We start from the raw sequence: 26637 nt of genomic DNA, 5'->3' as shown, positions 1-26637 counted from the left end.
TAAATCGGGCAGCCGTTATGCTGCCCGGTTTACGCAGCTTTCCCTACTGTGAATGGTCTTTCACTACTGTCTGATTCCAAATAGAATCTACTTCCCAAATGTCTAGTGACTTTAAGGTTACAATGCCACCTATGGCATAAATTTCTACCCCATCCTGCGAAGGGTCAGGAAATACACGGTTGGTCATGGCTACATAACCATTGTTGCCAAACACCTCCACTACCGAATGATCTACATAAATGTGCATACTTACAGTGCCATCGTCAGTAGGCATAAGGGCGACTGTGCGCTCGCTAAAAGTATCATGGAAGCTTGTGTCGCCTGACTGCGTCCTGTCCATAAAGAGCGATTGGGTAGCTACATCATAGCCAATGATGGTTTCCTGTTCTTCCCCTTTAAAAACTTTTACGCCAAATTCTCCCGCCAGCGCTTCCGCTTCGCTCTGGGTATCTATGGCCTCGTAGGCAAATTCGGCAATGATCTCTAATTGCTTTCCCTGAATATTCTCTAATGACAGATAATTGTCCCCCTCCTGTAGCTGCACATTTTCATCATGCACATGTTGTTGCCGGAGTTTTTGCGTTGCTTCTACCGGCGTCTGGGTCAGGCGTATGCCTTCGGGAAACTCATGTAGGTACAGCTTTCTCACCAGCGACTGGGCAGAGCGCCAGGGTGTGGTAGGAATCTCCCCGGCATATTGCCAGTTGTTAATCCAGCCTATCAGTAGCAGACCTTCGTCGGGCACATTGTTCCAGGTGACACCTGCATAGAAATCACGACCATAATCCAGCGTAAGTATCAGGTCATCGGTATTATCATTGGTAAATTCCCTTCCGTTAAAATCCCCGACAAAGTACTGCATGGAAGACCCTATGCTGTCGGTATTGTAGGAGACAAGCAATACCCACTTTTCCTCTCCGGTTTCAGCTACCTGCAGAGGAAAAAGATCAGGGCACTCCCAGATACCATCTACAAAGCCCTGAGGACCAAATTCGCTCATCATATTCCAGTCTATAAGGTTTTGCGACTCATAGAAACGTATTTTTTGCTCCTTTGGAATCGCTACGGACATTACCCACTTTTGTCCTTCCGCATACCAGAAAACTTTAGGGTCACGGAAGTCCTTCATATTCTCATCCAGCACAGGGTTCCCTTCATATTTGGTCCAGCTACGCCCCCTGTCATTGCTGTAAGCGATAGCCTGGGTTTGTAATTTATCAGTATGCGCGGTGTATATGGCCATCATGCAGCCCTCAGGAGAGTCACATAGGCCGCTGGAATTATTTTTATCCACGACTGCGCTGCCGGAAAATATCATGTTGCCGTTTTCCATTTCCAGGGCGATGGGCAGATGCTCCCAATGAAGTAGGTCGGTAGATACGGCATGTCCCCAACTCATATTGCCCCATTGGTTACCCTGGGGATTGTACTGATAAAACAGATGGTATTCTCCGTCAAAGTAGACCAGCCCATTGGGATCGTTCATCCAGTTTTCCTGGGGAGAGAAATGATAAGCAGGACGATAGCGCTCCTGATAGTAAGCATTGCCTGTTTCGGTAGTTTGTACCTCTTGTTCTACAGCAGTTTCAGGGGGCTGACTGCAACTTGATAAGAGGAGTGATACTAAAACGAAGCTGATATAAAAATTTCTCATGTGCTAAGATGGGTCAATGTGTGTGCTACGGATGCGATTGAATCAGCAAATTTAGCCTGAATATTTTGTTCATTGACAAATAGGCATAAAAAAGTAAGGCAATATGAGAAGGATTATGATTTATTCTCGTTCAATAGGTAATGAACGGGTACAAGCGATTGTCCAGTGGTTTACGAAAAAGATTATTTTCTCTATGATTTTATTTCGCCTCATTTTGTGTATTCTGATATTTAGCCAACCGGCCTGTAGTCAGAAGAGTGATAAACCTGTACTGCTAATGAATTCCCGCGTACATATTGGTAGTGGAGAAGTTATTGAAAATGCTGCCCTGGCTTTTGATGATGGAATAATTACCTTATTGGCCGATGCTACCCGTATTCGTTTGGATATGAGTGCCTTTGAAGTGGTGGAAGCTTACGGCTTAGAGGTATATCCTGCTGCCCTGCTGGATACTTTGCCTGCTACCGTAGCAGAAGAAGATTCTCTGTTTTATACTGAACTTAATCAGGGGACTATGCTGGCTACAGCCCGAATCAGGACCCAATCACCTATCCCAAAACTGAAAGAGGGAGCCGAAGCCACTTTTGTGGTCACTGAAAAACCGCTGAAAGAAAGTCCCATTCAAATTCGTTATCTGGTAGTTAAAGGTAAGCTGAAGCGAGAAAATAACGTATCTTTGCGCTTGTTGGGCAGAGTACCATAACAATCTGCCCGCTTAATTTTTTACAGTATACAATAGAATGAATTAAATCTGTGGAACTCACTTACCTGACTAAAGAAAATATCCAAAAATTCATCCAAAGTGCGCTCAATGAAGACATAGGCGAAGGTGACCATTCCTCGCTGGCGGCCATTCCTGAAGCAGCCCAAAGTCGTGCAAGGCTGCTCATCAAAGGAGAAGGTATACTGGCAGGTGTAGCGCTGGCGCAGCAAATCCTGAATACAGTAGATGCTTCTCTGGAAATAGAAACCTATTGTAAAGATGGACAGGCGGTCAAGTACGGGGAGGTAGGTTTTGCCGTGAGCGGAAGCGCACGCTCCATACTATCAGCAGAAAGGCTGCTGCTCAATTGTATGCAGCGCATGAGCGGTATCGCTACCTATACCCATTCCCTGAAAGAGTTGATCAAGCATACTGATGCCAAACTGCTGGACACCCGCAAAACCACCCCTAATTTCAGGTTGCCTGAAAAGTGGGCAGTGGCTATCGGGGGTGGCACAAATCACCGCTTTGCGCTTTACGACATGATCATGCTCAAAGACAATCACGTGGATTTTGCCGGAGGCATAGCGCAAGCCATCAGAAGTACTCAGGCTTATCTGGAGAAGCTGGGCAAACCTTTGAAAATTGAGATAGAAACCCGTAACCTGGAAGAAGTCAAGCAAGTGCTGGCCATCGGCGGGGTGGACATTATTATGCTGGACAATATGAGCCCGGAACTAATGCGAGAAGCAGTAAGTCTTATCGGAGGGAAGTACAAGACCGAGGCTTCCGGCAATATCAATGAGCAAACCATCAGCGCCGTAGCGGAGAGTGGAGTTGATGCCATCTCAGTGGGCGCCCTCACCCATTCTGTCAAAAGTATGGACATCAGCCTGAAAGCTTATTAGTAACGTCCGGAAAAGTTATTATTTAGCTATTCTAAATTAATAGAATAGCTTCTCTGTTCTCTCGGAAGTAAATTTTTTCATTAGAAAAGTTTATACTTGCAACCTGATTCTAAAAAATTCAAATTGTTCTTGTAAAAATGATTGTAAAGACCAAAAAATATAAGCTGGAAACAGGAACTTATATCAAGCTGGCAATGCTCAACATTGTCAAAGAACAGTGGTGGGTATTTCTGATCGCCGTCGCCATTGCCTGCGGAGCCTTTTTTATCTGGTCGTGGTGGTGGATTATCGGAGCGGGCATTGCCTTAGTGTTATACTTCTTGTTCTGGCTGATCCAGTTTGCCGGAGTAACCCAGTTGGAGCAAAATAAAATTCTGTTTGAAAGGCTGAGCTATGAAATTAACAGCCAGCAGTTGATGATCAAAGTAAACCCCAAACAGGGCATGCCCCTGAAGTGGGAGATGATTAAAAAAGCTCAGATTGGTAAAGACTATTTCCTTTTGATTGTCTCTAAAGCACAGTTGGTGCACTTACCCTTCCGTATTTTTAATACTGAAAACGAGAAAAAATTTGTAGAGACTATTCTGAAAAGAAAAGGCTATGTGAAGCAGTAGATTACGCATTGAAAATGTAAGATTACAAATTACAGATTCAGCTTAATCTGCTTTAACTATAAATTCCAGATATTTAGATATCAAAAAAGGGACTCAGAATTTTCTGAGTCCCTTTTTAAGTTTTGTCTAGCTACTGTTACTGTTAGACCTTTTGCTTCTTGTCTGTTGTAGCAACTGCTTTTCTTCTACGAGAAGAAAGGTCAACCACCACAGGAGAAGCGATAAAGATGGATGAGTAAGTACCTACCAGAATACCGACCAATAAGGCGAATGAGAAACCTCTCAGTACTTCACCACCAAAAAGAAGAAGGATCAATACCACCACCAGCGTAGTAACTGAGGTAATCAGCGTTCTGGACATCACATCATTTACTGACTGGTTGATCGCCTCTTTCGTATCTGCTTTAGGCTTGAGGCCCAATGTTTCGCGGATACGGTCAAACACAATCACAGTATCGTTAATAGAGTAACCTACAATCGTCAGCATAGCGGCGATAAATACCTGATCCACTTCATAACTGATGCCCAGTAAGCCGGCAAATGCGTAGGCAGATAGTACAAACAGTACATCGTGGAATAGGGCAATTACCGCACCCAAACCATACTGCCACTTGCGGAAACGCACCAGAATGTACAAGAAGATAGCAATCAATGCCACTACGATTGACTCTTGTGCAGCCTGCTTGATATCATCCGCTATCGTTGCTCCTACTTTAGATGAACTGGAAATGGTAAATGCGTTTTCACCTAAGTCAGTTGCGTTTTCTTGAAAGCTGCCGCCGGTAAATTCCTCTATTCCGCTGATAAGCTGGGTTCTTACCGTGTTATCAGCTTCAGTAGATTCATCGTCTACCAGATAACTGGTGGTAATCTTAAGTACATTGTTAGCGCCATACGTCTTTACTTCCACACTGGCGTTCTCGAACTCATCATCAAATGAAGTTTGCAGTTCAGAAGGTACCACAGACTGATCAAAAGTAATTACGTAAGAGCGTCCTCCTTTAAAGTCCACCCCTAAATTGAGTCCTCCCTGGCTTAGAAGCACTACCATTCCTAACACAATGAAGCTACCTGAGAAAATATAGGCTATTCTTCTCTTTGACATAAAATCAAAGTTGAGGTTGGTAAGCATATTGGCCGAATAAGGCAGTGAGAAGGATACTTTGCTCTCATCACCTTTGCGAGTCATCCACTCCATAACAACACGGGTGATAAATACCGCGGAGAAGAATGAACAGATAATACCTATCATTAAAGTAACCGCAAAACCTCTCACTGGTCCCTGCCCCATTACGTACAATATAACCGCCGTAATGAAAGTGGTGGCATTGGCATCGATAATGGAACTGTATGCTTTGCTATAACCAGCGCTGATAGCGACCCTGAGCTTAGAACCAGCCCTGAGTTCTTCACGGATACGTTCAAAAATCAGCACGTTGGCATCAATGGACATACCGATGGTTAATACAATACCCGCTATACCCGGAAGGGTAAGTGCGGCATTGAGCTGTGCCAGAATTCCCAGAATGAAGAAGATATTGAACACCAAAGCTATGTTAGCAATCAGTCCACCTTTCGCGTAATAAGCCAGCATGAAAAGTACGACTACTGCCAAACCGGCAAGGATAGAAGTGATACCCTGCTGCTGAGCCTCTTTACCCAATGAAGGGCCAACGATAGCTTCTTCCACAATGCGAGTCGGTGCCGGTAAGGCTCCCGCTTCCAGAATATTAGCTAAATCCTGTGCTTCAAGAATACTGAAGTTCCCGGAGATGGAAGAGTTTCCGTTAGGGATCTCACCTTGTACTACCGGAGCCGAGTATACACGGTTATCAAGGATAATGGCAACTCGTCGCCCGATATTGTTAGCAGTGAGACGTTTCCATTTGCGAGCCCCTTCCGAGTTCATGCGCATGCTTACGGCAGGACGCGAGGCCTCGTCATAATCCTGACGGGCATCTATAATTACTTCACCGGTAAGAGGAGCCTCGCCTCCACGACCACGACGTATTGAGTACAGCTCTAATAGCTCTATATCAGTACCATCCTGCTGTCTGGGCTTTACTTCCCACACAAAATGGAGGTCAGAGGGAAGAAGAGACTGCACATCATCACGCTCAATAATGTCGTTGATTGTGGATGTGTCTTCTAAGTTATAGACCAGTCCATAGCTTAAAGGAGCCTGTAACAAACTAAATAACGGTGATACCTGAGAATTGAGCAGTGAATCTTCTGCCGATCCTTCTTCACCCAATTGCTCTTCCAGATCAAGGCTATCCTGAGTGCCTTCCGTCGTATCAGCCTGGCTTTCGCCTTCCACAAGTGCAGACAGTTCTTCTTCATCAGGCGTAGTGCCTCCATCCTGCTCCAAAGCTTCCAGGTCATCAGTACCGGCCACCATACCTTCAGCGACCAGCATATTGTTGATCTCTTGCAAAGAATTCACGAATTCTCCGGGTTCTAATACCTCAACAAACTCAAGCTTGGCTACCCCCTGCAACAGGTTTCTTACCCTTTCAGGATTATCTACACCTGGTAGCTCAATCTGAATACGTCCCTGATTCTGCAGGCGCTGAATGTTAGGCTGCGAAGTTCCAAAGCGGTCAATCCGTGTACGAAGAATATTAAAAGAACGGTCAATTGCATTGCTCACTTCTTCGTTGATTACTTCCAGCACCTCTTCATCAGTAGAGCTGAAGCTGATGCGGTTACGTGTAGCTGAATTTACAAAAATGTTACTCAGCTGCTTGTCAGGAGCCACTTCATTAAATGCTTCGTAGAAAAGGGTTGTAAAGCTTTCCTGACTGCTGGAGCGGCGTTGTCTTGCCAGTTCCAGTGCCTGGAGGAAGTCTTCATCTTTACTGTTCCCCGAGAGGTTTTTGATGATCTCTATAGGAGATACTTCTAAGACTACGTGCATTCCTCCCCGTAAGTCCAGCCCCAGATTGAGTTCAGTTTCTTTTACTTCCTGATAAGTAAATTTAGCACCTACCAAATTATACACAGGCTCTTTCCAGATAGAGTCCAGGTATTCCTGTTTTTTAGCAAAATCAATGTTTCCCTCTGCTGTAGTTGCATACTCAGTGGCGTTTTCCTGTACACTATTGGATACCAGGGTAAACGACAGGTAGTAAATACATAACAGTGAGATAATCACCGTCAGAACAACTATTCCGGTCTTGTTACGCATGATTAAAATAAGTTAAATAGTAAATAGCTTGTTTATATAAATAATAGAGTTGGCCCGGCTGATGCCTGATCGGATCAGATGGGCAGTAGTTTTTTAGGATAAATGCCTGCTAAGGCGCATTGGGGGAAATAAACGTTCGAAAGAGAATTTTAAAGTAACTACTATGAGGAAGAGGCAAGTCAATATCGACACTTTCAATAATTTCCTCTATCAACTTCAGCTCTAATATTGCGGAATAAATTACAGCAATTTGTATCTTATAGATAGGAACTACAGCTTCATAGGCTGCTGAGATAAAAGAGATATGGTCAGTTGAAGATTCTTTCTCAGCAGGTACATCCTGATAGTGGCTGGAATCGGCACTAAAGCTCAAGTTTTGCACCATGAATGGTCGGTAAGTTGTAACCAACAGCATCATGATTGCCGTTAATATAAATAAACGTTTCCCTCTGCCAGACAATATCGTACGTAGCTTACTCATAAAATTTGTGAGTGCAAAATTATGTATTCTTGTGTTAAACACAAAAACATCAAATGAATATCCATTAATAAAAAATTTATTGAAAATATCTAAATGGACAGTGTGTATAATCCTATTTTTATTAATCAATTGCGTTTTACTCTGATAAAATAGTGATTGTGGCTGAGCGTTGCTTTGTATAAAATCTGCTTTTTGACTATTTTTGGAAGTGGTAAAAGCGTAGGATAGAAGAGAACAACTAAACCCTTTATAGTGGAATCTACTAAAACATACCAAGAAGATATAACCCATAAGCTTTCTGTAGAAGAGATTCTAACCGATTATCGTATAGCCTGGGAAAGTCGGCATGCCAGCATAATCGGTCGTAAAGAGGTGTTTATGGGAAAAGCTAAGTTTGGCGTATTCGGGGATGGTAAAGAAGTAGCGCAAATTGCTATGGCCAAAGCATTCCGCAAAGGAGACTTTCGTTCCGGATATTACCGCGATCAGACATTTATGTTTGCGCTGGGAGAAATAACGATACAGCAGTTCTTTGCCCAACTTTATGCCCATGCAACTCTGGAAGCAGACCCTTCGTCCGGAGGGCGAATGATGAATGCTCACTTTGGCTCCCGTATGGTAGATATGCAAAGTGGTAAATTTCATAGTCAGACTGATACCTACAACTCGAGCTCTGATATCTCACCCACTGCCGGACAAATTCCGCGTGCGGTAGGTTTTGCTTACGCTTCCAAGCTCTATCGTGAAAATCCCGCTCTTCAGGGAGAAGCCTATGAGGCCTTTTCTCATCATGGAGATGAAGTGACATTTGCTACTATCGGTGATGCTGCCACTTCTGAGGGGATGTTTCTGGAAACTATCAATGCTGCCGGTGTATTACAAATTCCTTTAATATTATCGGTATGGGATGACGATTTTGGTATTTCTGTTCCTAAAGAGTACCATACTACCAAGCTCAGTATATCTGAGGCGCTTTCCGGTTTCCAAAGGACTGAAAATGAGCCGGGGCTGGAAATTTTCAGAGTCAAAGGCTGGGATTACGAAAAGCTGTGTGAAGCTTATCGCATAGCGGCTAATATTGCTCGTAGCGAACATGTACCCGTATTAATGCATGTAGAAGACCTTACGCAACCCCAAGGGCATTCTACCTCTGGGTCGCACGAAAGGTACAAAACCAAAGAAAGGCTGGCCTGGGAAAAAGAGTACGACTGTAATTTAAAAATGCGGGAGTGGATACTACAAAATGGCTTCTCCACGGACGAGGAATTGGATGCTATCGAGCGACAAGCGTCAGAAACAGCAAAAAAAGCAAAAAATGAAGCCTGGAAAGCCTATCGTTCTGAGCTAGATACCGAACTGAAGCAGCTTTCCGGCCTGGTATTGAATGTAGCTGAAAAGAGCCCGCAAAAAGAAAAAGTAAAGGAAATTCATCATGAGCTCAAAAAGACGCTAGGGCCTATTCGGCTGGATGGAGTGAAAGCCGCCAAAAAAACATTGCGTCTTACGGCCGGTGAGTCAAGTGATGAACGCCAGGCATTGCTTAAATGGTTGAAAAAAAGTGAGTCGGACAACTACGACAGGTTCAACGCGCATCTTTACAGCGAAACGGCTTCATCCGCTCTTAAGGTAGAAGAAGTAAAACCTGTCTTTGATGAAAACAATAGCCCTGTAGACGGGCGTGAGGTTTTACAGGCCTGCTTTGATCATATACTAAAGCGTGACCCACGTGTATTTGCCATAGGTGAGGATGTAGGTAAAATAGGAGATGTTAATCAGGGGTTTGCTGGTTTACAGGAAAAGCATGGAGAGATTAGAGTAACCGATACCGGTATTCGGGAGACTACAATCATTGGTCAGGGGATAGGTAGTGCGATTCGGGGTTTACGTCCTATCACTGAGATTCAATATCTGGATTACATTTTTTATGCGCTTGCCACCCTTACAGACGACTTAGCCTCACTACGATATAGAACCCGTGGAGGGCAGAGTGCTCCTTTAATCATCCGCACCCGTGGTCATCGCCTGGAAGGTATATGGCATTCGGGTTCACCCATAGGTTCAATTTTGCATAGCCTGAGAGGTATCTATCTCTTGGTACCCAGAAATATGGTGCAGGCAGCAGGCTTTTACAATACTATGTTACTCTCAGATGACCCATGCATAATCATTGAATGCCTTAATGGTTATCGTCTAAAAGAACGTGTACCCACTAATCTGGATGAGTTTACTGTGCCTCTCGGGCAGCCGGAAATTATTCGTGAAGGTAATGATATTACCATTGTCACCTATGGGTCTATGTGTAGAGTAGTGATGCAGGCGTCTGAGCAGTTAGAACAATTTGGCATTAGTTGCGAAGTAATAGATGTTCAGACATTGCTACCTTTCGATATTAATCATACTATACTAGAGTCTGTAAAAAAGACTAACAGGGTGATTTTTGCCGATGAAGATGTGCCTGGAGGAGCTTCAGCATATATGATGCAACAGGTATTAGAAGAGCAGGGAGCATATCACTTCCTTGACTCAGCTCCTAAGACTATCAGCAGTGCACCTAATCGTCCTGCCTACGGATCTGATGGCGATTATTTTTCTAAGCCCAATCAGGAAGATATATTTGATACTGCCTATGCTTTAATGTTTGAATTTGACCCGGAGCGTTATAAAGATCTGTACAAATAAGGTATATCAGTCAATCTTACATGCAGCAATGCTTGAGTTAATCCTTATTGTTATGCTATTTGTTGATTTTTGCAGGATTGATTAAAGTTTTTTTTGTGTTTATTTGGTTGTATTAGCCTGCGATTATTGATAATTTTTCATTTTACTCCATAAAGTTACTTTGATCAATTTAAATGCTTTTTGAAGGAACATACTTTTTGTATGATAAATGATAAATTGCACCATTATTGCGAATGCTCTCTCTTTTAGTAATTAAGTTGAATTTTTTTTTCTGTGGTTTATGAAGATAGCCGTTGTACTCAATACTTCCTGGAATGTATATAACTTCCGATTAGGGCTTATCAATGCATTGCGGGAAGACGGGCACGAAGTAGTCATTCTCGCACCTCACGATAAGTACAGTGATCGTCTTGAAAACCTGGGATATCAGTTCTATCCTGTCAGAATGGATAGTCGGGGAGTAAATCCAATCAAAGATGCTGGTTTAGTGGTAGAGTTATACAAATTGTATAAGCAAATCTCTCCTGATGTAATTTTACACTATACTGTAAAGCCAAACGTTTATGGAAGTTTGGCAGCCCGTGCAGCAGGCATACCCATGATTAATAACGTATGTGGTTTAGGGACCGTATTTCTGAAAAAAAGCTGGGTGTCCATTGTTGCCAAAACTTTATACAAAGTGGCTTTTCGTTTTCCTCATAAAGTTTTTTTTCAAAACCACGATGATTTTCAGCTCTTCGTAAGAGAGCATTTGATCAAAAGTAATATTGCGGATACAGTTCCTGGTTCCGGCATAGATTTAAAGAAATTTGAACCTACGGTCTCGCCGGAAGATGTTCATGAAAAGAAGTTTACGTTTCTTGTAATTTCAAGGCTGATTTACGATAAAGGAATAATTGAATATGTTGAGGCAATCAAAAAGTTAAAGGCAAAAGGTGTTGATGCCGAATTTCAGATTTTAGGTGCCAAAGATCCGGTCCACAAAAGGGGAATTCCATTGAATATTGTAGACCGTTGGATAAAAGAAGGGCTGTTTGACTATCTTGGCACTACAGATGATGTTAAAGCTAAGATTGAAATGGCAGATTGTGTTGTGCTTCCTTCCTATAGAGAAGGACTTCCCAGAACTTTGTTGGAAGCCGCAAGTCTGGGCAAGCCTATTATTACCACAAATACCGCAGGCTGTAAGCATGTAGTAGATGATAATGAAAATGGTTTTTTGTGTGAGGTTCGCTCATCCGATGACCTGGCAGAAAAAATGCTGAAAATGCTGGGCTTAAGTCAAATTGAAAGAAAAAAAATGGGGGAGAAAGGAAGAGTGAAAGTAAAAACTCAGTTTGATGAAACTATAGTGATCAGTAAATATCAGGAGGTTATCAATCATCTTGCGGTAACTCAAGGTAAAAAGCTGATTGCTTAAACCTTAGCCTACATTTTAGAGGAACATTATACATCAGGCCAATGTCTTTTTTGCATTGGTTTTTTTGTTATAAATTTAGCTGTGTTTTCTATCGAAAAAGAGATTCCAATTAGATGATTAAAGTATGCATTTAGAGACAACAAATATTGAAGGGCTGGTTGAGATTATTCCAGATGTTTTTGGTGACGAGCGAGGCTATTTCCTGGAAACTTACCATATTGAAAAATTTAAATCATTAGGACTGGATTATAAATTCTTACAGGCAAATCAGTCTTTTTCTGTGAAAGGAGTGCTTAGGGGGCTTCATTTCCAAAACGCTCCTTATCAGCAAGGTAAGCTGGTAAGAGTGGTTAGCGGCAAGGTTTTGGACGTTGCGGTGGATTTACGTCCTGACTCCCCTACCTACGGACAGCATAAGACCTTTGTGCTTGATGGTAAGCGTAGTAATATGGTATATGTGCCTGAAGGGTTTGCGCATGGTTTTGTAACCTTGGAAGACGCGGTATTTACTTATCAGTGCACTAATGTATACCACAAAGCTTCTGAATCGGGTATCATCTGGAATGACCCTGACCTTCAGATTGACTGGGAGTTTGAAAAATATGGTATTAGCGAACCTATTGTATCAGAAAAGGATTTAGCTTTACCATCATTTAAAGAAATTGCCCGTAAGTAAAACTAACTTATACTCTTGATTCAAACTCTAATAGGACTCAGTAAATACCTTTTGTTTTTCCTGTGCGTGGCAGGGGTGCTCAGCAGTTGTGGGATTTATAAAAATAGAATTCTTTTTCGCACAGAGACCGAACTGGTGCCTGAAAATGTCCTTCTGGCTGTCGAAGATGCAAAGAAGAATTATACGCTACAGGAAAACGACTACATTGAAGTGGAGGTTTATACGAATGAGGGTGAACTGATTATTGATCCTAATAATGAAATCAGGCGCGAACTGAATTCGGGAGCAGGAAACCAACAATTCAGGCAACAACAAGAAAGGCCACAGTTTCTCCTAAGAGAAGGCGGAATGGTGAAATTACCTTTAATCGGGGATGTTGACCTGGCAGGTTTGACGCTCTATGAAGCCGACAGCTTATTAGAAACAGAATACTCTGCCTATTATGAGGAGGCTTTTGTGATTACTCGCTATGTCAATAAAAGAGTAGTGGTATTGGGCTCTACCGGGGGCAAAGTAATTCCGTTGCAGAACGAAAACACTAATTTGATTGAAATATTAGCACTTGCAGGGGGAGTCGGAACACAATCCAGAGTAGACAAAATTCGTTTGATCAGAGGTGATCTGAACGATCCTGAAGTAAGAATCATTAACTTATCAACCATAGAAGGAATGACAGATGCTTCTCTGAAAGTGTTACCTAACGATATCATTTATGTACAACCGGTACAGCGGGTGACCAGTGAAGCAGTGAGAGATATTTCTCCGATTTTGAGTTTGATTACCAGTACTTTGACACTGATAGTGCTGATAAATAACTTTAGTAATAATTGAGTATGAGAAATGATCAGTATGAAATAGAGGAGACGGATGCTGGAAACAGTGCTTTTGAAGGACTTGACCTGAGCAAAATATTCTTTACAATAAAGAAAAATATTGTTTGGGTACTGTTGATCATACTTTCTACCAATATACTCGCTTACCTCTATATAAGATATACTCGTCCGGTTTATGAGTCTACCTCTATCCTTAGGCTCGATATCAAAAGCGATGCGAATATTCTGGGATTTGGCAACCTGAATCAAAATCTGGATAATCTTGCTGGAGAAATCGAGCTACTTAAGTCTAACCTGTTTTTTAGCAAAGTAGTAGAGGCGGTAGATATGGACATCAGTTACTATGCTTATGGCAGAGTGCTGTTTCAGGAGCGATATGATAATTCACCTTTTAGAGTTGAGTATAAACTCAAAGACCGCTCATTTTATGACAAACCCATTGACATTGAAATCCTAAACGATGAGCAGTTTATTCTTTCTTATCCCATGGGGGGAGAAAGGTTTTCTCGCGCCTATGAGTTTGGCGAAGAAATAGAGCACCCCTCTTATCGCTTTGTGGTAACGCTTACTGAGCACTTTCGTCAGGAGCTTAAGGGTACCGCTTACTATTTCACCATCAATAGTGATCAGGCCATGGTCAATTATTTATCCAGCAATATGATCGTAGAGCCTGTCAATTTCAAGGCAAACACCATCAAGGTAGGCTTTCAGGGATATGATAAGCAGAAAATAAGGGATCTGGTCACAGTAATAGACTCTGTCTATCTGGAGTATACCAAAGAGAAGAAGAACCAGGCTACCGAACAGAAGCTACACTTCCTGGATGAGCAGTTGGAAGCAATAGAAGAGCGTCTTTCTAAATATGAGAGCTACTTTGAAAACTTTACAATTGACAATAAAACGAATAATCTTCAGTCTGAGATAGGAAAGGCTATAGTGAAAATGGAAGAGCTGGACGCAAGAAAGTTTCAGATCCAGAACACATTAGAATCTATTGAAAAGTTACGTCAAAAAGTAGAGAATGAAGAATTGGTACTCACTGAGCCTACCAGCTTTGTTAGCTATCCGGAGGATATTTTAACATATGTACAACAACTCAACGCGCTGCTCAATGATAAAGAATTGACTTTAGCTTCCTATAAAGAGTCTTCTATTGCCGTGAAGCTGAAAGACCAGAAAATTGACCTTATCAAAAAGGACATTCTTGGCCTTATACAAACCTATGATACGCAGCTCCATTTGCAGTTGGAGGAAATTGAAGAAAAGAAAAAAGAAATTGAAAACGAGTTTGTGCAACTGCCATCTAAAGGAACGCAGTATGGTAAGAATGAGCGTTATTACAATTTATACGAAAGTATTTTTCTTTCACTGATTCAGAAGAAGAATGAGCTGGAAATCGCCAAGGCAGGTACTGTTACTGATTTTGTGGTATTGCTACCTGCCACGATGCCAGCTAGCCCGGTAGCGCCCCAGAAACTTACTATCCTTGGGATAGGAGCGGTAAGCGGTATTATCCTTAGCCTGATGTTCTTAGCGCTGGGTTATGTGCTGAATGATAAGATTAGCAGCCAAAGTGAATTGGAAAAACTCACCCAGGCTTCAATCCTTGGTACCATCCCCTTAAACAGTGGTAAGAAAAATGTCGCTTCGGAGGGGCTGGTAGTGAGCAAAATGCCTAAGTCCGCTATCAGTGAAGCTTTCCGTTCGGTGCGTACCAATATGCAGTTTATGGGGCTAAGAAATGAAAAGAAAGTCATTTCTGTAACCTCAACAGTGGGAGCCGAAGGGAAAACATTTGTGGCCTGTAATCTGGGCAATGTGATCGCTTTGTCGGGCCAGAAAGTGCTCATTGTGGACTTAGATCTTCGTAAGCCTAAAGTCCATAGAGTATTCTCTGTTAAAAATGGAGAAAAAGGGGTAAGCACCCATTTGATTGGTAAATATGCGCTGGATGAGTGCATAACCAAAATTGAGGAAGGACGTTTAGATATTATTTCTGCAGGAGCAATTCCCCCCAATCCGTCGGAATTAATTGTAAGTCAGGCTTTTGAGCAGATGCTGCAGCAACTTAAAGAAAGATACGATGTAATTATTCTGGATAGCCCGCCTGTAGGGTTAGTGACAGATGGTGTCCTGGTTATGGAAAAGGCGGATATTCCTCTCTATGTGTTTCGGGCCGATTATTCAAGAAGAAACTTTGTGAGAACTTTTAAAAAACTTCATAACACTAAGAAGTTCTCCAAGCTGGCCATTATCCTGAACGGCCTTTCCTCTACCGGAGATAGAAGCTATACGTACTCCAGATATGGTTATGGATATTTCAGTGAAGAAGAGGAGGAAAAAGGATTTCTGAAGAAGGTACAAAGTTTTTTTACCAGGCAGAAAGCTTAGTACTTTAGAATGCCTTTGGTAGAGTAAATCACACTATCTTTAAAAATCATCTTTTGCCTTCCCGTAGTTTCATATGCTGTAAGCCTTAAGTCTCCTTCCAGTTGGTCAAAGTGTAATGACATGCTTCTGTAAGTACTATAAAGAGGATTCACTTCCTGAAAAAGAGCTTCTACATAGCGAGGATTGGAAGTAGAATCTTTAAAAACAACTTTCATATAAGGTATTTCAGCCTCATTATCATTTTTTGCCCGATAAATCTTCGCCAGCAAATTCTGATCTTCCAAGGTACTGTCTTTAACTGTATATTGGTCAAGTAAGACAGGCTTATTAAGGTCTGCATCAGCATATAACTTTAGGGCTTCGGCCCAGGCAGTGCTGTCTTTTTGCATGGTTTCGGTTTCTGTACTATCACCGATTCTAGCAGTCACTTCAACCTGAGGGTTCCGGTGATACAGCTGTGTAATTTGCTGATTGATAACTCCCTTTAAGTCAAAATAAGGAGTGTCCTCAAGCATATTTTCTATATTGCTCTCTTCAGACTGGCATCCCACTGTGATCAATAAAAGAAGTATTCCGAGCTTGAACTTTAATTTATGCATATTGCTGAAGCTAATTGACCGTAGTTTTCGTACAAAAAACCATGTGATATATATCAAGTACTAACCATAGCGGTTAGGGTTACAAATAAACAGTAAAAAAGCTAAATAATAAGGATTTGAAGATACTAGGCATTATTCCGGCCCGATTGGCCTCTACTCGTTTTCCTACTAAAGCATTAGTAGATATCAAAGGGAAAAGCATGGTGCAGCGGACCTTTGAGCAGGCTTCAGCAGCTAAAAAACTGGAGAAAGTAATTGTCGCTACCGATCATGAAGATATTTATCAACATGTAAAAGAGTTTGGTGGTGAAGCTGTAATGACTTCTGAAGAGCACCCTTCAGGTACTGACCGCTGTCGCGAAGCTTTGGACAAACAGGCAAGTGAATTTGATTATGTAATCAATATACAGGGTGATGAGCCCTTTATCCACCCTGATACCATTGATGAGTTAGCAAGCCTGCTGGATGGTGAAACACAACTGGCTACGCTGGTTAATGAGGTTAAAGAAGCTCCGCTGCTCTTTAACCCCAGTATCATGAAGGTGATCTTCAACAAAAACAATGATGCCATTTATTTTAGCCGGGAGTGTATCCCCTACCTAAGAGGTTTTGATAAAAGCGAATGGCTGAAGCATCATACCTATTACAAACATGTCTGCATTTACGCTTATCGAGCAGATATTTTGCGCGAAGTTACCCAGCTTCCTCTCTCCAGCCTGGAGAAAGCCGAATCGCTGGAGCAATTGCGATGGTTAGAAAATGGCTATCCCATCAAGATAGGGATTACCGAACACGAAAGTATCAGTATAGATACGCCACAGGACCTGGAAAGAGCATTGGATGTGATGGGCTTAACATAAAAAAGGGGATGCCTGTTTCTCTAACTCATTTTACCTCATACAAATACCCCTTAGCTGATTTTATTACCATTTAAAAAGTAAGCATACACTTATCAAATTTTATTTAACCTACGATGATGAAAGAAATAGCAAATACTCTCAAGGCCAGAAAGAACTTTATGATGATACTGGACGCAGTAGATGAAAAAGGCCTTAACCATATCCCTCAGGGCTTTAACAATAATATCATCTGGAATTTTGGACATATGATCGCTACGCAACAAATTCTATGTTATAAACTTTCCGGGTTAGATATGCACGTAGATAAGGCGGTGATAGAAGCTTACAGAAAAGGCACCAAACCTGAAGGTATGGTGACGGGGGATGAAATAAAAAGACTAAGGGAGTTCGCGGTCACTACCATAGATCAGCTTCAAAAAGATTTTGACGAGCAGCGCTTTCAGGAGTATCATGAGTACACTACCAGTTTTGGCGTTACTTTGACAGATATTCATGAGGGCATTCACTTCAACGCCATGCACGAAGCTCTGCACCTGGGCTATGCAATGGCTTTAAGAAGGGTAATCATGAAAGAAATGAAACCAATACATTAGTTTTATGGCTTACTGCCATTGCGTACAATGAGCACATTAGTAGGGGTAAAAATTGGCTTTATAATACTTACGCTGCTATGCCTGATAGGTATAGACAGGATCTTCTTTGGCTCCCCTCTTCATCATGAGCAAAAAAAGAAATACAGACTCAGGTACCGGCTAGGCATAGGCGTTTGGCTTGTTGCTCTTTCTGTCATGTCATTGAGTGGATTCCTGAGTGATTATTCAGCTTTGCCTCCGCGCATGTTTATTGTGCTCATTGTACCCCTGCTTGTGCTGATCTTGTTACTTAGGAGTAAAAGTTTTAACAATTATATCAAGGAGATTCCGGCACATAAAATCATTTTCTTACAGGTGTTTCGTGTTCCGGTAGAGTACTTTTTATGGCTGCTGTTTACTGCTAATATCACTCCGGTACAAATGACCTTTGAAGGTCGGAACTGGGATATTGTTACCGGGCTGTTGGCACCTATAGTAGCTTATGCTATCTACAAAAAACCTAAACTCAGCAGACCCCTTGCTTTTAGCTTTAATCTGCTCGGTTTGCTTTTACTGATCAACATTGTCACAATCGCGATTTTGTCCCTGCCTACCCCTTTCAGGCAGTTTATGAATGAGCCAGCTAATGTGGCGGTAAGCTGGTTTCCTATTGTCTTCCTGCCGGGCATACTCGTTCCAATGGCGTATTATCTGCATGCCATTTCCTTCAAACAACTCATGGCTCGTGATAAAGACAGCTGAGCCCCCTGTACAGGGAGAAGTGCCCCAAATAGATTTAATAAGCTCGTCACAAACTTAAGTTTTTTTCAACTTAAGCTTACAGATACTGTCAGGTTTAAAATCTGAATGGATTCAAAAGCTTCAATTCCATGGCGGCAGTAGCATACTGAAGCCAGTGGGCGGATTCGTGTCTGAAGCATGCGTTTCCATTGTACTCAAACGTGCGCCAGAAGGGGCGTGGTATGAGAGTTTCGCAGACGGGCACGTATTGCTTTTGGTGATGACCTGTAGGTGCCGGAGGGTTTTGGAATAGTGATGCCCGGCAGCAAAAAAAAAGCGTAAGGAAACTATGCAGGTATAGCTTGTTGATGAGTAGTGAATAATGATGAATGAGCCGTCAATATCATATCACTCATTCATCATTAAACATTAAATCATTTCTCCATCCATACGGTCTTCTGGTTCACAAACTCACGTATGCCCAAATGGGATAGCTCTCTGCCGTAGCCCGACATCTTGACTCCGCCAAAAGGCAGTGCAGGGTGAGAAGCAGTCATTTTGTTGATGTATACCGCTCCGGATTCTACCTGCCTTACAAAATTTTTCCCTTTCTCAATGTCCTGCGTCCATACACAGCCGCCCAGCCCATAAGGAGAATCATTGGCAATGAGTATGGCTTCCTCCTCATCTTTTACTTTAAATACCGAAGCTACCGGGCCAAACAGCTCTTCTTCATAAGCAGGCATGCCTGGTTTTACATTGGCCAAAATTGTAGCATTAAAAAAAGCGCCCTCCTTATCCGGTCTGTCACCTCCCAATAGTACTTCCGCTCCTTTGTCAATTGATTTTTGGGTCTGCTCTAACAATTCTTCAGCCAGATCTTCTCTGGCCATTGGACCATAATCCACACCATCTGCATTAGGGTCACCCTGCTTCAGAGATGACATCTGCTGCTTGAACTTTTTGATGAACTGCTCATAGACTTCCTGCACCACAATAAAGCGTTTGGCAGCGATACAGCTTTGTCCGCAGTTGAGCATACGGGCTTTGGCAGCAGTGCTAGCAGCTTTATCAATATCTGCATCAGCCAGCACGATAAACGGATCACTACCTCCCAGTTCCAGTACAGTTTTCTTGAGTTCCTTACCTGCTTTGGCAGCAACCTTGCTACCGGCACCTTCGCTACCCGTCAGCGTAGCCGCTTTGATGCGCTTGTCAGCCAGTAAATTGTCCACTTTTTTGCTAGGGATCAGCAGTGACTGAAAACAGCCCTGGGGGAAGCCTGCTTCACGGAAGACTTCTTCCAGCGCTAATGCGCATTGTGGAACGTTAGAAGCATGTTTTAGTATGCCTACATTGCCTGCCATCAGGGTAGGAACGGCAAAGCGGATGACCTGCCAGTAAGGAAAATTCCAGGGCATAATGGCCAGCACGGTACCGATAGGGTCGTAAGCGATATAAGCTTCCCCCTGATCAATTTCCAAAGGTTCATCCGCCAGAAACCGGGCCGCATTGTTAGCATAGTAATCGCAGCACAGCGCGCACTTGTCAACTTCGGCGACGGCTTCTTTTTTTGTTTTTCCCATTTCATCCGTCATGATCTGGGCATACTTGTTTTTATTAGAGCGCAGCACATTGGCCGCTTTGTGCATTAGTTTACTTCTTTCTTCAAAGCTAAACTTTCGCCATTTACGATAGGTACTGTCAGCAGTCTGTAGTATTTCTTCTATCTGTGCGTCGGTATGTGCTTCAAATTCCTTGAGCACTTTATTAGTAAGAGGATTGATACTTTGTATTGACATAAAAAATAATTTTGTTGTTTAAAAATGAGACGCTATACAACGAGCAATATACAATGTACAAAGAACAATGAACAGGGGGGGGATTGTTATGGTTCTTGATGTTATAGTACGATAGTGTTAGGGTGTTAGTATAAAGGCTTATTATAAAAAACCATAACACCCTAATACTACAACACCAAGAACCCTAAAATTTTAGCACGACGAACTTTAAACTTTTACTCTCAAACTATTTTCCAATGGGCTTAAACTTCTATTTTTGAGCATGCAATTAAAGAACGACTTATTACTCAGAACAATTCGGGGAGAGAAAACGGAGCGAACGCCAGTGTGGCTGATGCGGCAGGCAGGCAGAATACTGCCGGAATACAGAGCGGTTAGAGAAAAGATGAAGGGATTTGTAGAGCTGGTCAAAGATCCTGAGCGGGCCGCGGAGGTGACTATTCAACCGGTAGATCTTTTGGGGGTAGACGCTGCCATTATTTTCTCTGACATATTGGTCATTCCTGAGGCTATGGGCCTTCCTTATGAAATGGTGGAGAAAAAAGGTCCCTATTTTCCCAAAACTGTAAATTCAGCTTCGGATATTAACCAATTAAAAGTAGCTGATATTTCCGGCGACCTTGCCTACACCCCGGAAGCCATCAAAGTTACCAAGCGTGAGCTAAATGGCAGGGTACCCATCATTGGCTTTGCCGGAGCACCCTGGACCATCTTTGCCTATATGGTGGAAGGCGCAGGCAGTAAGACTTTTTCAAAACCTCGTGCCATGCTGTACAAAGAGCCGGAACTGGCGCATCGCCTTTTACAAATGATTACCGATAGTACCATTGCCTACCTTAAAGCCCAGATTGAAGCAGGTGCTGATCTGGTACAGGTGTTTGATTCCTGGGCAGGTATACTTTCTACAAAGCAATATGCTGACTTTTCACTATATTATATCTCCAGGATTTGTGACGCGATTACAGAAGTGCCGGTAACGGTATTTGCCAAAGGAGCATTTACCAGTATGCCTGCGATGCCCAGGCTATCTTGTGAGACCATAGGGCTGGACTGGAATGTGGATATACCACAAATGCGTTCTCTTTTTGGCGAAACAAAAGTGTTACAGGGTAATCTCGATCCGGCTACGCTCTATGCGGATTACTCAGTAATTGAGCAAGAAACAAAGAGGATGCTGGAAGCTTTTGGTCCTTATCGTCATATCGCAAACCTGGGACATGGGGTATATCCTGATATCAATCCTGAAAAGGTGAAACGCTTTATAGAGGTAGTAAAAGAGTACAGCGCAGAAATGCGAACCCTGGCATAATGACTAAACCTGCTCATACATTTTTGCTTATTTTGCTTATTTCCTTTTGGGCAATGGCCTGTGAGAGTGTATCCCAACAGTACCAGGGGGAGAAAATTAATGGTGTGTGCTTTGTTGCACCCCGTGATTCTATTCCTCAGGAGGCAATGGTAAGCGTGAACAACATCAATGCGGATTGGATTGCCATTGTGCCTTATGCCTTTTCTTATGAGAATGATCCTAAAATAAACTACGATACCTCACGGCAATGGTGGGGTGAAACCAAAGCGGGCGTAGAGCACACTGTACGATATGCCAAAAATCTGGGCTTGAAGGTGATGCTCAAACCACACGTATGGATCAGACGTCAGGGCTGGCCCGGTGATTTTGACCTAAAGACCGAAGAAGAGTGGCAGCAGTGGGAGCAATCCTATACCGAATATCTGGATATCATGACCGATATAGCTGTGAGTGAAAATGTAGAGATGATATGTATAGGCACAGAGTATCGTATACCTGCTCGTGAGCGCCCTGACTTCTGGCGAAACTTAAGCAGGCGAATCAGGGAACGCTACTCCGGTCAGCTGACATATGCAGCCAATTGGGATAATTTTGAGCACGTGGCTTTTTGGGATGAACTGGATTATATAGGCATAGACGCTTATTTTCCGCTTTCTGATAAGAAAAATCCTTCCGTAAAAGAACTTCTGGACCACTGGGAAGCGCCCATGGAACTCATTGATGAAGTAAGAGAAGAATATAATAAGCCTATCTTACTTACCGAATACGGATATCGTAGCGCTGATTTTGCCTCGCGCGGACACTGGCACAATGAAGAGAAAGGGCTGGTAAAAAATATGAAAGCGCAGGAAACTGCTTACGAAGCACTTTATCAGGCTTTTTGGCATCAGCCCTGGTTTGCCGGAGGCTTTCTTTGGAAATGGTACCCATTCGTGAACCGTGAGAGCCGCTGGAATCGTTGGGAGACAGATTTCACCCCCCAGGAGAAGTCAACTGAGGAAGTGATAAAACATTATTACTCCCGATAGCCTTATCTACCTAAAATTGCTTTTTCTGTAATCAATTGAACATTTAAGCGATTCATGCCCTTATGTTACCAGTACAATTTACTTTTTGAACTTAACCCAGGGAGATAGTATGAAGAAGTCAGTAGGTTTTTTTTCAGTAACATTTATCGCAATGCTAATGGCCATTTTTGCTTTTACGATGGTACCGGAGGCTACGATTAGCGGTAAAGTAACTTCAGGTGGAGATCCTTTGCCAGGGGTAGATGTGAGCGTGCAAAGCTCTAACCAGGGGACTGTTACCAATATGCAGGGTAATTATAGCCTGGAAGTAGGAGGTGAAGCTGATACCCTTGTTTTCTCCAGTTTAGGATATAAGACCCAAAAAGTTGCGATTGGAGGGCGAAGTACAATCAATGTTCAGTTACAGGAAGAATAATAGTGTATTGTAAATTCAATACGATAAATAGCAGTGAAGTGGAGCATATTCTACTTCACTTTTTTTGCCTGCTCCGCAATGCTAAATATAAGACCTCAAGAAAATTAAGCAGCAACTTTAAAATATTTGGATTTCTATAGTTCCAATGGCAGCGAAAATATCTTACTAATTTTCATCTGAAAAAGTAAGTATTTAAGGTGAAATATGGTCTTTTCTCAAAAGTCGCTTCACATACAGTTTGTACCATATGAAAAGAAATGACTTGTGTTTTTTTAAGTGTCAAAAAAAAATCAAGCTAATTCATAACAATTTGATCAGATCAATAGATACAAAGAATATATGTTTTGCAATCGGTCATCAAATCATAAAGTATGGAACTCCATTTTTCTTTTCAAAAACTTGAAAAATTAATAAATATTGATTATAAAGTAATCCTTTAATTTTTATTGATGATAATGGCGCAGTAGTTTTTGCTAATTTTTGATCTGCCATGACAATTTTTTTGTAGTTCAATAATTTTTTTGCTGCCCTTCAAGCTTGCATTCATTTCTATTTTTTTACAGATAAATTGTGTTGCTATGGGAATTAATTGTACCAGTTTTGTCACTACACACGTCCAGAAAATTTTCGTGCTAGTAGTGGCATTTTTATTTTTGTGCTCGTCAGCGCAGGCACAGCAGGTGATTACCGGACAAGTGAGTTCGGAAGAAGGTGAGCCCTTACCAGGGGTTAATGTGATCGTAAAAGGAACTACTCAGGGAACAGTGACGGATCTGGATGGAAACTACCGGGTCAACGCTTCGACAGCCGCTGATTCACTATCTTTTTCTTTTATTGGATATCGTACCCAGACAGTCGCTATTGGCAATCGCTCCAATATTGATGTACAGCTTGCACCGGATACGCAGCAGCTTTCCGAAGTAGTGGTTACTGCATTAGGCATTGAGCGTGATGAGCGGGCGCTGGGTTACTCAGTACAGGAAATTGAAGGAGAAAGTATTACCAAAGCCCGAGAGCTTAACGTTGTGAATTCTCTTTCAGGTCGTGTCGCCGGAGTACAGGTCAATGGTGCTTCCGGTAACATGGGTGGTTCATCTCGTATCCTGATCCGTGGAATCAATTCAGTAGCGGGAAATAACCAACCCTTATTTGTAGTAGATGGTGTTCCGATAGATAACTCAAACTTTACCTCTACCGACCAGGCCAGAGGTAGTGGTGGATATGATTACGGTAACATGGCACAGGACATAAATCCTGACGATATTAAGTCTATCTCAGTGCTGAAAGGCCCCAGTGCAGCAGCGCTATATGGTACCCGTGCTGCCAATGGTGTAATTCTGATTACTACCAAAAAAGGTGAAAACCAGCAAGGTATAGGTGTAAGTGTAAACTCAAGCGTCACCTTAGACGAAGTTTTTGTGTTGCCCAACTACCAGAATGAATATGGTGGAGGTAATGGCCCTTTTACCCAGTATGAAGGAGAAGATGTAGCCTATTTTGCCTTTGACGAAAGCTGGGGGCCTCGTCTGGATGGACGTCCCGTGAGGCAGTGGTATAGCTTTTACGAAGGTGATCCTGACTATGGTTTAAGGACACCCTGGGTAGCACATCCTGATAATATTGAAAACTTTTTTGATACCGGGGTTACACTTAATAACAACATCGCTTTCTCCGGTGGTAATGATGTAGCTACCTTCAGGCTATCTTACACAAATGTGAACCAGAATTTTGTATTGCCCAACAGTGAGTTGAAAAGGAATACCCTAAGCTTTTCCGGTTCTGCCAAGCTTACCGATAAACTAACCACATCTGTATCTGCCAATTATGTAGTAAATAGCGCGATGGGTAGACCAGGGACTGGTTATGACGGAAACAACGTAATGCAACAGTTCAACCAGTGGAGTCACCGCCAGATGAGCATGGATAAGTTGCGTACCTACAAAACATCTGAAGGTATTCAAAGGACCTGGAACATTACCAGCCCCACTGACCTTACCCCCAAATATTCTGATAATCCATACTGGACGCGTTACGAAAACTACCAGAATGACAACCGCGAGCGTCTTTTTGGAAACTTTTCAATGAGCTACGACTTCACAGACTGGCTTAATCTTACAGGTAGGCTGATGACAGACTACTACACTGACAGAAGAGAAGAGCGAATAGCGGTAGGGTCACAGGCGATACCCGAATATTCAGAAGGTATACGTGAGGTGAAAGAAACCAATGCGGACCTGATTCTGACATTTGACAAAAGAATCAACGAAGAGTTTACCCTGAATGCCTTTGTAGGAGGAAATATCCGGTATAATTCTTATAACCGTAATGTAGGAACCACCCAGGGGGGGCTCAACGTGCCTGACTTTTATAGCCTGATCAACTCCGTAGGTTCAGTACTGATAGATGACTACTACGAAGAAAGACAGATCAACAGTGTGTTTGGGAACGCCTCAATAGGTTTCAGAGATATGCTATACGCGGATTTTACACTGCGTAATGACTGGTCATCTACTTTACCGGTAGATAACAATTCTTACCTCTACCCGTCGGTATCAGGTAGCTTTGTATTCTCTGAGCTTGAACCTCTGGTAAATAGCAGCATCCTTTCTTACGGTAAATTGAGAGCTGGTTGGGCACAGGTGGGTAATGATACTGACCCTTATCGCCTGGCCTTGACTTACGCGCCTAAAGAAAGTTTCGGGACGGACCCCAGGTTTACCGTGCCTAATGCGCTTAATAATCCGCTACTGAAACCTGAAATCACCCGCTCCTGGGAGGTAGGAACCGATCTGCGTTTCTTCAGTAACCGGATAGGGCTTGACGTAACCTACTACAGTTCAGTCAGTACCGACCAGATCTTTACTGTGGATGTTTCTGGAGCTACCGGTTACGGCTCACAGATTATTAACGCTGGTGAGGTTACTAATAAAGGCGTTGAATTACAACTGAGAGCTACGCCGGTGGAGACTGAAAACTTTCAGTGGGATATCATTGTAAACTGGGCCAGGAACAGAAACAAAATTGTGGAACTGGCTGAAGGAATAGATACCTATACGCTGGCCAATGCTCCTTTTTCTGTAAGTGTAGTAGCACGTGAGGGCGAGCCTTACGGAGCTATTATGGGTTTTGACTTTATGTATGATGATGAAGGAAACAAGATTATAAATCCCAGTGGAACTTATGCTGTAACCAGTGAGCAGGTGCCTTTAGGTAATGCCATGCCCGACTGGACAGGCGGTATTACCAATAGTTTTAGTTTCAAAGGCATCAGTGCCAGTGTACTGGTAGACGGAAGAAAAGGCTCCGATATATTCTCTATTACCAATATGTTTGGAAAATACAGCGGCATGCTGCAGGAAACAGTAGATGGAAATGTCAGAGAATTGGGAGTGGTTGCAGAAGGCGTAGTCAATGTAGGTACTGCGGAAAACCCCGAGTACGAAACCAATACAACCCGCCTGCCAGCCATTAACTATTTCCAGGGACTATATGGAAGAGATGCGGCGCATGTATATGACGGAAGCTTTATTAAGCTTCGCGAAGTTACTTTAGGCTATACCTTACCCAATAGTGTATTGGAAAACAGTCCTTTCAAAAACATAACACTTTCTTTGGTAGGGCGTAACCTGGCAATTCTGTACAAAAACTTACCCCATCTGGACCCTGAGTCTACCCTTAGTTCAAACAATATTCAGGGCATAGAAGGCGCTCAGCTACCTTCCATCAGATCCTGGGGATTCAACTTAAGCTTTGACCTTTAAT

General features: G+C 42.6%; 21 protein-coding genes. 15 read left to right on the top strand and 6 right to left on the bottom strand.

What is annotated here, in order from left to right:
- Nucleotides 1-43 precede the first annotated feature (43 nt).
- Nucleotides 44-1654 carry a glycoside hydrolase family 32 protein gene (locus tag OKW21_RS22845; RefSeq protein WP_277483897.1) on the bottom strand — a complete coding sequence of 537 codons (1611 nt, stop codon included), beginning with the start codon at nucleotides 1652-1654 and terminating at the stop codon, nucleotides 44-46.
- A gap of 277 nt (nucleotides 1655-1931) precedes the next feature.
- Here OKW21_RS22845 and OKW21_RS22840 point away from each other — a divergent pair, with 277 nt between their 5' ends.
- The 3 genes from OKW21_RS22840 to OKW21_RS22830 all read left to right on the top strand — a co-directional run bounded on the left by OKW21_RS22840 (nucleotide 1932) and on the right by OKW21_RS22830 (nucleotide 3879).
- Nucleotides 1932-2357, top strand: a complete 426-nt coding sequence (locus OKW21_RS22840) for a hypothetical protein (RefSeq protein ID WP_277483894.1) — start codon at nucleotides 1932-1934, stop codon at nucleotides 2355-2357.
- Between the two features lie 50 nt (nucleotides 2358-2407).
- Nucleotides 2408-3265 (top strand): carboxylating nicotinate-nucleotide diphosphorylase, encoded by an 858-nt coding sequence (gene nadC, locus OKW21_RS22835; protein ID WP_277483892.1) that lies wholly within the window; start codon nucleotides 2408-2410, stop codon nucleotides 3263-3265.
- A gap of 137 nt (nucleotides 3266-3402) precedes the next feature.
- Entirely contained in the window at nucleotides 3403-3879 is a 477-nt protein-coding gene (locus tag OKW21_RS22830; protein WP_277483890.1) for a YcxB family protein, read from the top strand.
- Between the two features lie 142 nt (nucleotides 3880-4021).
- Here OKW21_RS22830 and secDF read toward each other — a convergent pair whose 3' ends face one another.
- Nucleotides 4022-7069 carry a protein translocase subunit SecDF gene (gene secDF, locus OKW21_RS22825; protein ID WP_277483887.1) on the bottom strand — a complete coding sequence of 1016 codons (3048 nt, stop codon included), beginning with the start codon at nucleotides 7067-7069 and terminating at the stop codon, nucleotides 4022-4024.
- 109 nt (nucleotides 7070-7178) lie between these two features.
- The gene (locus OKW21_RS22820) at nucleotides 7179-7454 is read right to left on the bottom strand and encodes a hypothetical protein (RefSeq protein WP_277483884.1); all 276 of its coding nucleotides are present in this window, start codon (nucleotides 7452-7454) and stop codon (nucleotides 7179-7181) included.
- Between the two features lie 348 nt (nucleotides 7455-7802).
- Here OKW21_RS22820 and OKW21_RS22815 point away from each other — a divergent pair, with 348 nt between their 5' ends.
- From OKW21_RS22815 to OKW21_RS22795, 5 genes are all read left to right on the top strand, one after another.
- A complete protein-coding gene (locus OKW21_RS22815) occupies nucleotides 7803-10229 on the top strand; it encodes an alpha-ketoacid dehydrogenase subunit alpha/beta (protein WP_277483883.1) in 2427 nt (808 codons plus the stop codon).
- A 280-nt stretch (nucleotides 10230-10509) separates the two neighbouring features.
- On the top strand, nucleotides 10510-11649 hold the full coding sequence (locus OKW21_RS22810) for a glycosyltransferase family 4 protein (RefSeq protein ID WP_277483881.1): 1140 nt from the start codon (nucleotides 10510-10512) through the stop codon (nucleotides 11647-11649).
- Between the two features lie 124 nt (nucleotides 11650-11773).
- Nucleotides 11774-12325 carry a dTDP-4-dehydrorhamnose 3,5-epimerase gene (rfbC, locus tag OKW21_RS22805; RefSeq protein ID WP_277483879.1) on the top strand — a complete coding sequence of 184 codons (552 nt, stop codon included), beginning with the start codon at nucleotides 11774-11776 and terminating at the stop codon, nucleotides 12323-12325.
- A gap of 15 nt (nucleotides 12326-12340) precedes the next feature.
- Entirely contained in the window at nucleotides 12341-13156 is an 816-nt protein-coding gene (locus OKW21_RS22800) for a polysaccharide biosynthesis/export family protein (RefSeq protein WP_277483875.1), read from the top strand.
- Between the two features lie 2 nt (nucleotides 13157-13158).
- The gene (locus OKW21_RS22795; RefSeq protein ID WP_277483872.1) at nucleotides 13159-15549 is read left to right on the top strand and encodes a polysaccharide biosynthesis tyrosine autokinase; all 2391 of its coding nucleotides are present in this window, start codon (nucleotides 13159-13161) and stop codon (nucleotides 15547-15549) included.
- On the opposite strand, the gene OKW21_RS22790 is transcribed toward OKW21_RS22795, so the two are convergent.
- Nucleotides 15546-16148, bottom strand: coding sequence for a hypothetical protein (locus tag OKW21_RS22790; RefSeq protein ID WP_277483870.1), 603 nt, complete (start codon nucleotides 16146-16148; stop codon nucleotides 15546-15548). The genes OKW21_RS22795 and OKW21_RS22790 overlap by 4 nt on opposite strands.
- Before the next feature lie 116 nt (nucleotides 16149-16264).
- Between OKW21_RS22790 and kdsB the strand changes: the two genes are divergently transcribed.
- The 3 genes from kdsB (at nucleotide 16265) to OKW21_RS22775 (ending at nucleotide 18342) form a co-directional block, all read left to right on the top strand.
- On the top strand, nucleotides 16265-17008 hold the full coding sequence (gene kdsB, locus OKW21_RS22785) for a 3-deoxy-manno-octulosonate cytidylyltransferase (RefSeq protein WP_277483868.1): 744 nt from the start codon (nucleotides 16265-16267) through the stop codon (nucleotides 17006-17008).
- Between the two features lie 113 nt (nucleotides 17009-17121).
- Nucleotides 17122-17601: a DinB family protein gene (locus OKW21_RS22780; RefSeq protein ID WP_277483867.1), complete on the top strand. Its 480-nt coding sequence runs from the start codon at nucleotides 17122-17124 to the stop codon at nucleotides 17599-17601.
- Nucleotides 17602-17628: 27 nt separating this feature from the next.
- Nucleotides 17629-18342, top strand: coding sequence for a hypothetical protein (locus OKW21_RS22775; RefSeq protein WP_277483862.1), 714 nt, complete (start codon nucleotides 17629-17631; stop codon nucleotides 18340-18342).
- Nucleotides 18343-18755: 413 nt separating this feature from the next.
- Here the strand turns inward: OKW21_RS22775 and OKW21_RS22770 are convergent, their stop codons facing one another.
- Nucleotides 18756-20123 carry an NAD-dependent succinate-semialdehyde dehydrogenase gene (locus OKW21_RS22770; RefSeq protein ID WP_277483860.1) on the bottom strand — a complete coding sequence of 456 codons (1368 nt, stop codon included), beginning with the start codon at nucleotides 20121-20123 and terminating at the stop codon, nucleotides 18756-18758.
- 262 nt (nucleotides 20124-20385) lie between these two features.
- On the opposite strand from OKW21_RS22770, the gene hemE reads away from it, so the two are divergent.
- The 3 genes from hemE (at nucleotide 20386) to OKW21_RS22755 (ending at nucleotide 22875) form a co-directional block, all read left to right on the top strand.
- Nucleotides 20386-21432: a uroporphyrinogen decarboxylase gene (hemE, locus tag OKW21_RS22765; protein WP_277483854.1), complete on the top strand. Its 1047-nt coding sequence runs from the start codon at nucleotides 20386-20388 to the stop codon at nucleotides 21430-21432.
- Nucleotides 21432-22460 (top strand): glycoside hydrolase family 113, encoded by a 1029-nt coding sequence (locus tag OKW21_RS22760; RefSeq protein ID WP_277483853.1) that lies wholly within the window; start codon nucleotides 21432-21434, stop codon nucleotides 22458-22460. The genes hemE and OKW21_RS22760 overlap by 1 nt, the downstream gene beginning before the upstream one ends.
- Nucleotides 22461-22569: 109 nt before the next feature.
- Nucleotides 22570-22875, top strand: a complete 306-nt coding sequence (locus OKW21_RS22755; protein ID WP_277483851.1) for a carboxypeptidase-like regulatory domain-containing protein — start codon at nucleotides 22570-22572, stop codon at nucleotides 22873-22875.
- Nucleotides 22876-23232: 357 nt separating this feature from the next.
- Here the strand turns inward: OKW21_RS22755 and OKW21_RS22750 are convergent, their stop codons facing one another.
- Nucleotides 23233-23367, bottom strand: coding sequence for a hypothetical protein (locus tag OKW21_RS22750; RefSeq protein ID WP_277483849.1), 135 nt, complete (start codon nucleotides 23365-23367; stop codon nucleotides 23233-23235).
- A gap of 86 nt (nucleotides 23368-23453) precedes the next feature.
- Between OKW21_RS22750 and OKW21_RS22745 the strand changes: the two genes are divergently transcribed.
- Nucleotides 23454-26636, top strand: coding sequence for a SusC/RagA family TonB-linked outer membrane protein (locus tag OKW21_RS22745; RefSeq protein ID WP_277483847.1), 3183 nt, complete (start codon nucleotides 23454-23456; stop codon nucleotides 26634-26636).
- Nucleotide 26637 lies beyond the last annotated feature (1 nt).

Source organism: Catalinimonas alkaloidigena, assembly GCF_029504655.1.
In the GTDB taxonomy this organism is placed as follows: Bacteria; Bacteroidota; Bacteroidia; order Cytophagales; family Cyclobacteriaceae; genus Catalinimonas; species Catalinimonas alkaloidigena.
This window is presented reverse-complemented; position numbering and strand designations above follow the sequence as displayed.

Coding starts and splice junctions, on each gene's coding strand:
- OKW21_RS22820 (WP_277483884.1), bottom strand. CDS start 7,454: ATGGTGCAAAACTTGAGCTTTAGTGCCGATTCCAGCCACTATCAGGAT.
- secDF (WP_277483887.1), bottom strand. CDS start 7,069: ATGCGTAACAAGACCGGAATAGTTGTTCTGACGGTGATTATCTCACTG.
- OKW21_RS22790 (WP_277483870.1), bottom strand. CDS start 16,148: ATGCATAAATTAAAGTTCAAGCTCGGAATACTTCTTTTATTGATCACA.
- OKW21_RS22780 (WP_277483867.1), top strand. CDS start 17,122: ATGATGAAAGAAATAGCAAATACTCTCAAGGCCAGAAAGAACTTTATG.
- rfbC (WP_277483879.1), top strand. CDS start 11,774: ATGCATTTAGAGACAACAAATATTGAAGGGCTGGTTGAGATTATTCCA.
- OKW21_RS22845 (WP_277483897.1), bottom strand. CDS start 1,654: ATGAGAAATTTTTATATCAGCTTCGTTTTAGTATCACTCCTCTTATCA.
- OKW21_RS22775 (WP_277483862.1), top strand. CDS start 17,629: ATGAGCACATTAGTAGGGGTAAAAATTGGCTTTATAATACTTACGCTG.
- hemE (WP_277483854.1), top strand. CDS start 20,386: ATGCAATTAAAGAACGACTTATTACTCAGAACAATTCGGGGAGAGAAA.
- OKW21_RS22830 (WP_277483890.1), top strand. CDS start 3,403: ATGATTGTAAAGACCAAAAAATATAAGCTGGAAACAGGAACTTATATC.
- OKW21_RS22770 (WP_277483860.1), bottom strand. CDS start 20,123: ATGTCAATACAAAGTATCAATCCTCTTACTAATAAAGTGCTCAAGGAA.
- OKW21_RS22745 (WP_277483847.1), top strand. CDS start 23,454: ATGGGAATTAATTGTACCAGTTTTGTCACTACACACGTCCAGAAAATT.
- OKW21_RS22810 (WP_277483881.1), top strand. CDS start 10,510: ATGAAGATAGCCGTTGTACTCAATACTTCCTGGAATGTATATAACTTC.
- OKW21_RS22840 (WP_277483894.1), top strand. CDS start 1,932: ATGAATTCCCGCGTACATATTGGTAGTGGAGAAGTTATTGAAAATGCT.
- OKW21_RS22755 (WP_277483851.1), top strand. CDS start 22,570: ATGAAGAAGTCAGTAGGTTTTTTTTCAGTAACATTTATCGCAATGCTA.
- OKW21_RS22795 (WP_277483872.1), top strand. CDS start 13,159: ATGAGAAATGATCAGTATGAAATAGAGGAGACGGATGCTGGAAACAGT.
- OKW21_RS22750 (WP_277483849.1), bottom strand. CDS start 23,367: ATGGCAGATCAAAAATTAGCAAAAACTACTGCGCCATTATCATCAATA.
- OKW21_RS22760 (WP_277483853.1), top strand. CDS start 21,432: ATGACTAAACCTGCTCATACATTTTTGCTTATTTTGCTTATTTCCTTT.